The organism is Flavobacterium sp. (genome assembly GCF_044368995.1).
Lineage (GTDB): Bacteria > Bacteroidota > Bacteroidia > Flavobacteriales > Flavobacteriaceae > Flavobacterium.
In genome coordinates, this window is sequence record NZ_JBIPMS010000097.1 from 1 (window position 1) to 6,388 (window position 6,388).

9 protein-coding genes are annotated in these 6,388 nt (G+C 32.2%); 6 read left to right on the forward strand and 3 right to left on the reverse strand.

Translation table 11 applies throughout. The annotated features are described in order from the left end of the window. The first annotated feature begins 46 nt into the window (after positions 1-46). On the forward strand, positions 47-328 hold the full coding sequence (locus ACIQ2I_RS07140) for a F0F1 ATP synthase subunit epsilon (protein WP_396181737.1): 282 nt from the start codon (positions 47-49) through the stop codon (positions 326-328). Positions 329-420: 92 nt separating this feature from the next. On the opposite strand, the gene ACIQ2I_RS07145 is transcribed toward ACIQ2I_RS07140, so the two are convergent. Together ACIQ2I_RS07145 and ACIQ2I_RS07150 are read right to left on the reverse strand one after the other, a co-directional pair. After that, the gene (locus tag ACIQ2I_RS07145; RefSeq protein WP_396181738.1) at positions 421-627 is read right to left on the reverse strand and encodes a helix-turn-helix domain-containing protein; all 207 of its coding nucleotides are present in this window, start codon (positions 625-627) and stop codon (positions 421-423) included. 2 nt (positions 628-629) lie between these two features. Further along, on the reverse strand, positions 630-1,133 hold the full coding sequence (locus tag ACIQ2I_RS07150; protein ID WP_396181739.1) for a DUF2975 domain-containing protein: 504 nt from the start codon (positions 1,131-1,133) through the stop codon (positions 630-632). 104 nt (positions 1,134-1,237) lie between these two features. On the opposite strand from ACIQ2I_RS07150, the gene ACIQ2I_RS07155 reads away from it, so the two are divergent. From ACIQ2I_RS07155 to ACIQ2I_RS07175, 5 genes are all read left to right on the forward strand, one after another. Next, positions 1,238-2,386 (forward strand): aminotransferase class I/II-fold pyridoxal phosphate-dependent enzyme, encoded by a 1,149-nt coding sequence (locus ACIQ2I_RS07155; protein WP_396181740.1) that lies wholly within the window; start codon positions 1,238-1,240, stop codon positions 2,384-2,386. Positions 2,387-2,391: 5 nt separating this feature from the next. After that, a complete protein-coding gene (locus ACIQ2I_RS07160) occupies positions 2,392-2,796 on the forward strand; it encodes a DUF2007 domain-containing protein (RefSeq protein ID WP_396181741.1) in 405 nt (134 codons plus the stop codon). Between the two features lie 113 nt (positions 2,797-2,909). Then, positions 2,910-3,530 (forward strand): dethiobiotin synthase, encoded by a 621-nt coding sequence (gene bioD / locus ACIQ2I_RS07165; protein WP_396181742.1) that lies wholly within the window; start codon positions 2,910-2,912, stop codon positions 3,528-3,530. Between the two features lie 92 nt (positions 3,531-3,622). After that, positions 3,623-4,900, forward strand: coding sequence for an adenosylmethionine--8-amino-7-oxononanoate transaminase (bioA, locus tag ACIQ2I_RS07170; RefSeq protein ID WP_396181743.1), 1,278 nt, complete (start codon positions 3,623-3,625; stop codon positions 4,898-4,900). Continuing rightward, positions 4,894-6,045 (forward strand): beta-ketoacyl synthase N-terminal-like domain-containing protein, encoded by a 1,152-nt coding sequence (locus tag ACIQ2I_RS07175; RefSeq protein WP_396181744.1) that lies wholly within the window; start codon positions 4,894-4,896, stop codon positions 6,043-6,045. Before bioA ends, ACIQ2I_RS07175 begins: the two co-directional genes overlap by 7 nt. A gap of 35 nt (positions 6,046-6,080) precedes the next feature. On the opposite strand, the gene ACIQ2I_RS07180 is transcribed toward ACIQ2I_RS07175, so the two are convergent. Beyond that, positions 6,081-6,388: proton-conducting transporter membrane subunit (locus ACIQ2I_RS07180; RefSeq protein WP_396181745.1), on the reverse strand; the 308-nt coding region annotated here is incomplete at its 5' end.

The following is a 6,388-nucleotide window of genomic DNA, read 5'->3' on the forward strand; positions in this document are numbered from 1 at the left end:
ATTTTGGAATTTGGAATTTTAAAATTTGGAATTTTAAACTTAAATTATGATTTTAGAAATAGTATCACCAGAAGCCACTTTATTTTCAGGAGAAGTAACCTCCGTTTCTGTTCCAGGAATTAATGGCGAGTTTCAAATGTTAAACAATCACGCAGCTGTAGTTTCCATTTTACAAAAAGGAAATGTAAAAATCAGTGCAACTAGTTTTAATATTGATAAAAACAATGAATCAAAATTTACAAAAGTAAATGAGCAAACTTATTGGTTAGCCATTCAATCTGGTACTATAGAGATGAATAACAATAAAGTAATTGTTTTAGCAGACTAATTCAGTACTTTTTTAAAATAACAATCCCGATAAGCATTTTCTTATCGGGATTTTTTTTATGTCATTGCGAGGTACGAAGCAATCTTATTTGCCTAATCTTCAATATATTCTATAATATCCTCTGGTTTACAATTCAAAATTTTGCAAATTGAATTTAGTGTAGAAAATTTAATAGCTCTTGCCTTTCCTGTTTTTAAAATTGATAAGTTCGCCAAAGTCATATCCAACTTTTCTGCCAATTCATTGGAACGCATTTTGCGTTTAGCAAGCATCACATCTAAATTAATTATAATTGCCATAATTATATGGTAAGTTCATTTTGTTCTTTCAAACGTTTTCCAACCTTAAAAACTTCTGCTAATACTTTAAAAAACAAGCCAATTCCAATCAAATAAATAAATGGACCATAACCAAATTGAATGCCAATTTTATCTTTAGAAATTTTTATAAGAAACTCGCATATCAAATAAATAAAAGCAGAATATAGTATAAGTTTTCCTATTTGTCTTAATAAATCGTAGCAAGTTTCTTCAAAAATTAATTTATTATAAAATAGGTTTAATAGTTTCTTAAATAAATATAAAATATAAATACCTAGTCCATAATTAAATAAAGCTATAACAAAAGCAATTTTCGAATTGACCGTATTTAATTCTATATTGTTACCAGAAATTTGTAAAGGAATGTCAATTGGTTCATTTGAAATTAATAACAAAATACAAATAATTATGGAAATTGGATAAAAAATTAAAGACATTATCCATACATAATTTACAATAGTTTTTAATAAGTTTAAGTTTCTCATAGTTTTATTTTTAATAAATAATTTTCAAATATAATAAATAATTATTAAATAACAATAAAAAATTAAATTATTGTATTTAATTTTGATTTTCGTATTTTTACACTATGAAAATTCCAAAAGCACTTCAGCAAAAAATACTTTTTCGTAAAGACTCCAATGCGTTACGCAATTTGCCTTTACCTACAAGTGGAATCGATTTTTCATCCAACGATTATTTGGGTTTTGCTAAAAACGAAGAAATATTTGACACTACACACCAATATTTAGTTGAGAATAACATCAAAATAAACGGCGCAACAGGTTCCCGATTACTTTCAGGAAATCATAATTTGTATGAAACTACTGAAAAATATATTGCGGCTTTTCATCAAACTGAAGCGGCTTTAATTTTTAATTCGGGTTACGATGCTAATGTTGGGTTTTTTAGCGCTGTGCCGCAAAGAAATGATGTCATTTTATATGATGAGTTGTGTCATGCTTCCATTCGTGATGGCATACAAATGAGTCACGCCAAATCATACAAATTTCAACATAACGATTACGAAGACTTAGAAATGAAAATTGCCAAACTCCAAACTCCAAATTCCGAACTTCATACAATTTACATCGTTACAGAGTCTGTTTTTTCTATGGATGGCGATACGCCTAATATGGAAACTTTAGTACAACTTTCAGAAAAATTTAAGGCACTTTTAGTAGTTGATGAAGCACACGCATTGGGTGTTTTTGGAGAAAAAGGAGAAGGCGTAATTCAATCGCAACAACTTCAAGATAAAGTATTTGCCCGAATTATGACATTCGGTAAAGGCTTGGGATGTCACGGCGCAGCTATTTTAGGAAATACTGATTTAATAGAATATTTAGTCAATTTTGCAAGAAGTTTTATATATACAACCGGACTTTCGCCTCATTCGGTAGCAACAATTTTAGTAGCGTATCAAAATTTAAATCAGTCGGTTGCCCTTCATAAATTAAAAGAAAACATTACTTTTTTCAATCAGCAAAAGCAACTTTTAGGCATCAAACCTTTGTTTGTTTACAGTAAATCGGCCATTCATTCGGCTATACTTCCTGGAAATGATAAAGTAAAAAAAATCGCTTCTCAATTACAAGAAAAAGGATTTGAAGTGAAAGCAATTTTGTCGCCAACTGTTCCGGAAGGTCAAGAAAGACTTCGATTTTGCTTGCATTCTTATACTACGGAATCAGAAATGAAAAACGTGTTAGACGAATTAAGCACATTAATTCTATAATTAATATGAGACAATCATTAATTGAAGTTGCCAATTATCAATATTCCTCTGAGGCGTATTTATTTAAAGGAAAATTAGAATCAGAAGGCATTGAAGTATTTTTACAAAATGAAAACACAATTAATACCGATCCACTATTGAGCAATGCTTTAGGCGGCGTTAAAATATTTGTAAATTCAGAAGACGTGCTAAAAGCAAGACATATTTTAGACTCCATTCCTGAATATTCTGTTGATGATAAAGGCGAATTATTATCTTGCCCGAATTGTTGTTCTCAAAAAGTAAATATGGCAACTACAATTAAAGATGTAAAATCGTTTATGGCTTTTATATATGGTTTGCTCACGTTATCCATGCCATTACTTTCTAAACAAAAATATAAGTGCGAAAACTGTAACTTTGAATTTTAAAAAACAATTCCACAAAGATTCGCTAAATTCCACAAAGTTTCACAAAGTTTTTATTTGTATTTTTGTGTAGCTCAGCGGACACTTTGTGAATCTCTGCGAAACAACTCAAAAATATGAAACTATTTATAACAGGAATCGGAACAGATGTAGGCAAAACAATTGCGTCATCAATTATTGTAAAAGCTTTAGAAGCGGATTATTGGAAACCCATACAAGCGGGCGATTTAGATAATTCGGATACGAATAAAGTGGAAAAATATGTCTCAAATCCTACTACAAAATTCCATAAAAACGCTTATGCGTTGCAAACGCCTGCAAGTCCGCATTATGCAGCTGCAATTGACGGAATTACAATACATTTAAACCAAATTAAGGAACCAAAAACTACCAACCATTTGGTGGTGGAAGGTGCAGGTGGTGTTTTAGTCCCATTAAATAGTACGGATTGTGTTATAGACATTATTCAGCCAGATTATAAGGTAATTGTGGTTTCTAGGCATTATTTAGGAAGTATTAACCATACTTTAATGACCATTGAAATTCTAAAATCTAGAAAGTTAAATGTAGCAGGAATTATCTTTTCAGGAGACGAAAATAAAGCCACAGAAAGCATCATTTTAGAAAAAACTAACGTGCCCATGTTAGGAAGAATTGACAACGAACCGTACTTTGACCAAAATGTGATTAAATATTACGCCGATTTGTTTAGAGAAAATCTTCAAAAAATACAATAGAATTTAGAAATTGCCTTTATCTTTGCCATATATAATTTTAGAATTTACGAGCATCTTTTTTCTATGCGCTATTTTCTATTTTCTTAAAAAAAATGACACTCTCAGAAAAAGATAGTTTATACAACTGGCATCCTTATACGCAACATAAAATTAATTCGCATTTTCCTGCTATTGTTAAAGGAAAAAACGAATTTTTATGGGACGAAAACGGGAAACAGTACATTGATGGTATTGCGTCTTGGTGGGTCAATCCGTTCGGACATAGTAACACGTTTATTGCCGATGCCATTTACAAACAACTAAACACTTTGGAACACGTTTTATTTGGTGGTTTCACACATAATGTGGTGGTAGAATTAGCCGAGAAATTAGTCGAAATTTTACCGTCAAATCAAAGAAAATTCTTCTATTCTGATAATGGTTCTACGGCGGTAGAAGTGGCTATAAAAGCTGCTTTTCAATATCATTATAACAAAGGCATTAAAAAAAATACCATCATTGCTTTTGAAGATGCTTTTCATGGTGATACCTTCGGAGCCATGGCAGTAAGCGGCATTGGCTTGTTTACAGAAGCGTTTCAAGAAGCATTAATTAAGGTAATCCGCATTCCAGTTCCCACAAAAGGCAATGAAGAAATTTCGAAATTAGCATTGGAAAAGGCAATTGCTGAAAATGAAGTCGCCGCTTTTATTTTTGAACCATTGGTTTTGGGTGCTGCCGGAATGGTAATGTACGAAGCTGTTGAACTAGACAAATTGATTTCAGTTTGTAAGAAAAATAATATTTTCACCATTGCAGATGAAGTGATGACAGGTTTTGGAAAAACAGGGAAATTGTTTGCTTGTGATTATTTGATAAACCAACCTGATATGATGTGTTTGAGTAAAGCCCTTACGGGTGGCACCATCCCAATGGCAATTACTACTTTTACTCAAGACATATTTGACGGTTTTGTGAGCGATAATGTCAATCATGCCTTATTACACGGACATACATTTACAGCAAATCCTACAGGTTGTGCGGCAGCTTTAGCGAGTATTTCTTTATTAGAACAACCAGACACTTTTAAAAATATCAATAAGATAAATGCTTCGCATCTTCAATTTGAACAACACATTTCTAAGCATCCTAAAGTAAAATCTACACGTGTTTTAGGGGTTATTTTTGCTTTAGAAATTCAGGTTTCCGAAAAGCAATCGTATTACAGTAATTTGCGCAATCAGTTTTACAATTATTTTATTGATAAAGGGGTTATTTTACGACCAGTTGGTAATGTAATTTATATTTTGCCTTCGTACATTATTGCTGAGGCAAGTTTGCAACAAATTTATACAACTATCGAAAAGGCTTTAAACGAAATTCCATGCTAAAACAACCAGTTTATATAAATTCCATCGCTTCTATTTCGGCATTAGGAACTATTACTACCGAAATTTGGGCCAATTATTTGCATAAAAATTCGTTGTTTCAAAAGTTAGAAGCTAATAAGAAAGAATATTGGGTTGCTAAATTTTCAGATAAGGAAACTGGATTTTTAAGCAATGTTGTAGGTTCAGATTCCAAATACAAACAGTTGGATAAATCGGTAATCATGGCCATTTTGGTTGCCAGAAAATGCTTAGAAAACAGTACTTTTTTAAATAAAAATGTTGGAATTAACTTTGGATCTTCTCGTGGTGCCACCACATTATTTGAAAAGCACCATACTGATTTTATTAATGACGGAGCGGTTTCTACGTTTACTTCACCTGCTACAACTTTAGGAAATATTTCTAGTTGGGTGTCGCACGATTTACAAACTGATGGACCAGAAATATCGCATTCTATTACTTGTTCTACAGGTTTACACGCTTTGTTAAACGGAATTGCCTGGTTGCAATCGGGTATGTGTAGTCAGTTTTTAGTGGGCGCAAGCGAAGCACCATTAACACCTTTTACGTTAAGTCAAATGACGGCTTTAAAAGTATATTCTAACGAAGAAACCGCTTTAGCCAACAAGTGTTTGGATTTCGATAAAACTTCCAATACGATGGTTTTGGGTGAAGCAGCGGCTTGTTTGTCACTATCGCTTAATCCAGAATTAGCACTAGCCAAAATCATAGGAATTGGCTATGCTACGGAAATTTTATCAAGTTCTACCTCTATTTCAACAGGTGCAGCATGTTTTCAGAAATCGATGAAAATGGCAATAGGAAACTATTCTTTAGAAGATATTGATGCGATTATAATGCACGCACCAGGAACAATACAGGGTGATAAAACAGAATTGGAAGCCATTAAAAAAGTATTTGGCACAACTATTCCTTTGTTAACTTCTAACAAGTGGAAAGTAGGGCATACGTTTGCCACGTCGGGCTTATTAAGTATTGAATTGGCCATATTAATGCTTCAGCACCAGCATTTTATTGAAACGCCTTTTTATAAGAATAAAAATACTACCAAGAAATTAAGAAGAATATTGATCAATGCCGTTGGGTTTGGCGGCAATGCTGTTTCTGTTTTAATTGAGTTATAAAAAAAAGTCCAAATGTAAATTTGGACTTTTTGTTTTTATATTAAATTCAGTATCGCATCTGGGAAAATACCAATCAGTAGTAACAACACTGTGGCCACAATTCCAACTATATAATATTCGGAATGATTGGCAAATTCTTTATCATAAACCGGTTCTTTGGTAAACATGGCAACAACTATTTTAAAATAATAGTACACAGCAATCATTGAATTAATAATGGCAATAACTGCCAATCCAATAAAACCACTTGAGATTATTTGATTTAATAAAAAGAATTTAGCAAAAAATCCAGCTAAAATAGGAATTCCAGCCATTGACAACAAAGCAATAGTCATGATAAAAG

Excerpts from the sequence above, each read along its gene's own strand:
- ACIQ2I_RS07145 (WP_396181738.1), bottom strand. The coding sequence starts at position 627 with ATGGCAATTATAATTAATTTAGATGTGATGCTTGCTAAACGCAAAATG.
- ACIQ2I_RS07160 (WP_396181741.1), top strand. The coding sequence starts at position 2,392 with ATGAGACAATCATTAATTGAAGTTGCCAATTATCAATATTCCTCTGAG.
- bioA (WP_396181743.1), top strand. The coding sequence starts at position 3,623 with ATGACACTCTCAGAAAAAGATAGTTTATACAACTGGCATCCTTATACG.
- ACIQ2I_RS07140 (WP_396181737.1), top strand. The coding sequence starts at position 47 with ATGATTTTAGAAATAGTATCACCAGAAGCCACTTTATTTTCAGGAGAA.
- ACIQ2I_RS07150 (WP_396181739.1), bottom strand. The coding sequence starts at position 1,133 with ATGAGAAACTTAAACTTATTAAAAACTATTGTAAATTATGTATGGATA.
- bioD (WP_396181742.1), top strand. The coding sequence starts at position 2,910 with ATGAAACTATTTATAACAGGAATCGGAACAGATGTAGGCAAAACAATT.
- ACIQ2I_RS07175 (WP_396181744.1), top strand. The coding sequence starts at position 4,894 with ATGCTAAAACAACCAGTTTATATAAATTCCATCGCTTCTATTTCGGCA.
- ACIQ2I_RS07155 (WP_396181740.1), top strand. The coding sequence starts at position 1,238 with ATGAAAATTCCAAAAGCACTTCAGCAAAAAATACTTTTTCGTAAAGAC.